The organism is Allobosea spartocytisi (assembly GCF_014764685.1).
In the GTDB taxonomy this organism is placed as follows: Bacteria; Pseudomonadota; Alphaproteobacteria; order Rhizobiales; family Beijerinckiaceae; genus Allobosea; species Allobosea spartocytisi.
This window is the reverse complement of record NZ_JACXWY010000057.1, coordinates 1-2,391: the sequence shown is the minus strand read 5'-3', so window position 1 is coordinate 2,391 and position 2,391 is coordinate 1. Positions and strand designations below refer to the sequence as shown.

The window sequence follows — 2,391 nt, the reverse complement described above, 5'->3', positions numbered from 1 at the left end:
ACTGCTGGAGCCTATCGGCAACATCCCGCCGGCCGAAGCCGAGGCGCGCTACTACGTCATGCTCGGTGAACAGCAAATGGCGGCGTGACTTAAACCAAATGGCCTCCGGTGAAGCCGGGGCGGTTCACTTTGATAGTCTCGCGCAGCTCTCCTTTTGAATTAAAAAAGATTTCAAAAAGCATGCCGTCGAGAAGAGCACGAACCTTATCCGGTTTCATTCCGCGCGTCTTATCGACAAAATCACGGATGAAGGCCTCTGCGGCCCGGGCGCCGCCATTCGCGGCTTGATAGATATTGCGGCCGAGGACAAAGAGGTTGTCGTCGTTGATCGTATTCGCCAATCCCGACTTCAACCGATCGAGGGCAGGATTTTGCGTATACCAATCAAGAGACTTCAATCCTCGAATGATCTGGTGTGACTTCTTTCCGTCATCGAGAACAAAGAGGCTATCGGCAAGCGATGACGCCTGATAGGTCGTGACGAAACTGCCCGCGCTGTTGTTGAAGTAGAAGTCTCCGGCAAGCGAGGTGTGCTCCCACGTAATCTGTTTCCCGGCCGTCTCCGCCGCCACGGCATTCCGGACGCGCTTAAAGAGGGTCTCAATCGGACAGTCCGGCGTATCAATGTGTTGAAGCAGTGCACCCGTATAGACGCCGTTGCCAGACCGACCGTCCAGCGCGACCTGCCCCGGCGATGTGGCGAAGGCGATAATCGTTCCTCTCGGCGCGAACACGGATGCGAGCCCGCGCGTGGCCCCTGAACGGTGCCACGCTGTCTCAAACGGGTTTTCGCGACATGCATCCAGAATGATGATCTTCGTGTCCGCCTTGGACCGATCAAGTACGTCAATAACCTGATCGAGTGACAGCGACGAATACTTCGCCTGGTTCTCGCCGCTGGCATCGGTATCGCAGGCGAACAGAAAGTTCTCGCCATCGATCTGGATTCCATGGCCAGCAAAGAAAACCAATGCGACCCCGCCGGGCTCAATGGCCTCTTGGAACTGGGCCAGAGCGGCACGCATGTCGGCGAACACGCCATCGGCGACCTGGGTCAATCCGAAGCCGTATTTCTTCAGCCTTCTGGCGATTGCTGAGGCGTCCCTTACCGGGTTCCGAAGCTTGGTCGTATTCGGCCCCGTATAATTGGCATTCCCAATGACAAGTGCCGCTCGCTTTTGCGCCAAAGGTATATTCCTGTGTCGATCTCGCTCAATCATCTTTCGACGCGACGTGGGCATGATAGCTACACAACCCATCGTGTTCGTAGTATTCTTCCGCGCTCAAGCCGCTCCCGCAGATTGCGCACGTTGCGTCTTCAGGCAACGCAAAATCGCACGCTGCGCAGCGTCCCTCCTCAAGCACATACGTTTCTTCGCTGCATTCCGGGCAGGTCGATATCGGCGGCTCTCCGCCATCTTTCACCGCAATGTGGGCTTCGGCGCCGAAGGTTTCATCGAAAGCGTGGCTGAGGACGGCTCCGAGTTCTGTCTCCTTGCCGCATGCGCTGCAGATCAACACAGCCTTCTGTTGCGACGTGTTCGCGGGATCGCGCTGCCGGATGAGCGCCGAGCGGCAGGACGGACACGCAAAGTCGGGAAGCGCGCGCGCTGCGGCCTCGGTCTCCCAGCCAATGTTTTCTAGCATCGCGCGGCAGGTCTGCAGCTCTGCTTCAAACAAATCGGCGTTTTCCAGGAGTGCCGTCCAACACTCCGATCCGAGAGCGCTCCGGGGATCCTCTTGCAGCGCTTCTACGAGGAGCTGGCGAATGACAAGCAACGCGTCAGCGACGGCTTGCCGTGCCCGCTCTCGGCTACCCTTATAGTAGGAATGTTCCATGTGATGGCGAATGTCCGCCATCGCGTCGAATCGCTTCCAGTCCAGCGATACGTCGAAGACCTTGAAACGCTTCTTGATGTCATCGACACCGACGGTGCTTCGGCCAACAGCTTCGATTGAGACTTTACCTTTATCGTTTGGCTGCGGCTCAAAACGCTGTGCGAGCAGGATCTCATCATCAGGCGACAGCCGCCGCAGCTTTTCCTTACAGAGCAGAAGAACGCCGGCGTGGACATTCCGCACCGCCGACAGCACTCGACGATCGTCGTTCTTCAACAGGTCTTCAACACCGATCTGAATTGATTCGAGTGCATTGGCGAATAGAGTCACAGACATTACTCCCAGAGGCGATCGTTCTTTTGGCGCACGACATCGAAGCTCCGAAACGCAAGCCGAGCCTTGTAGGCGGTAACCTGTGGCGCGAGCGGTCCAAGCGCCTGCGCGATGTCGGCCCGAGTGATCGCTGATCGGTGGCCAACGATCACCTCACGCAGAGCAACTTGATCGTCGAATTCCAGGAAATAGTGCCCGCTTGGATCCCGCTCCTGTAAC

The 2,391-nt window shown here is 57.4% G+C and carries 2 protein-coding genes and 1 pseudogene; all 3 read right to left on the bottom strand.

Annotation, left to right across the window (positions count from 1 at the left end; genetic code table 11):
- Nucleotides 1–89 precede the first annotated feature (89 nt).
- Complete coding sequence (locus tag IED13_RS28460; protein ID WP_191126135.1) at nt 90–1,220, bottom strand: caspase family protein; 1,131 nt, start codon at nt 1,218–1,220, stop codon at nt 90–92.
- Nucleotides 1,213–2,169: a hypothetical protein gene (locus IED13_RS28455; RefSeq protein ID WP_191126134.1), complete on the bottom strand. Its 957-nt coding sequence runs from the start codon at nt 2,167–2,169 to the stop codon at nt 1,213–1,215. Before IED13_RS28455 ends, IED13_RS28460 begins: the two co-directional genes overlap by 8 nt.
- A 5-nt stretch (nt 2,170–2,174) precedes the next feature.
- Nucleotides 2,175–2,391, bottom strand: a pseudogene (locus IED13_RS28615) (DUF2971 domain-containing protein); the annotation flags it as partial.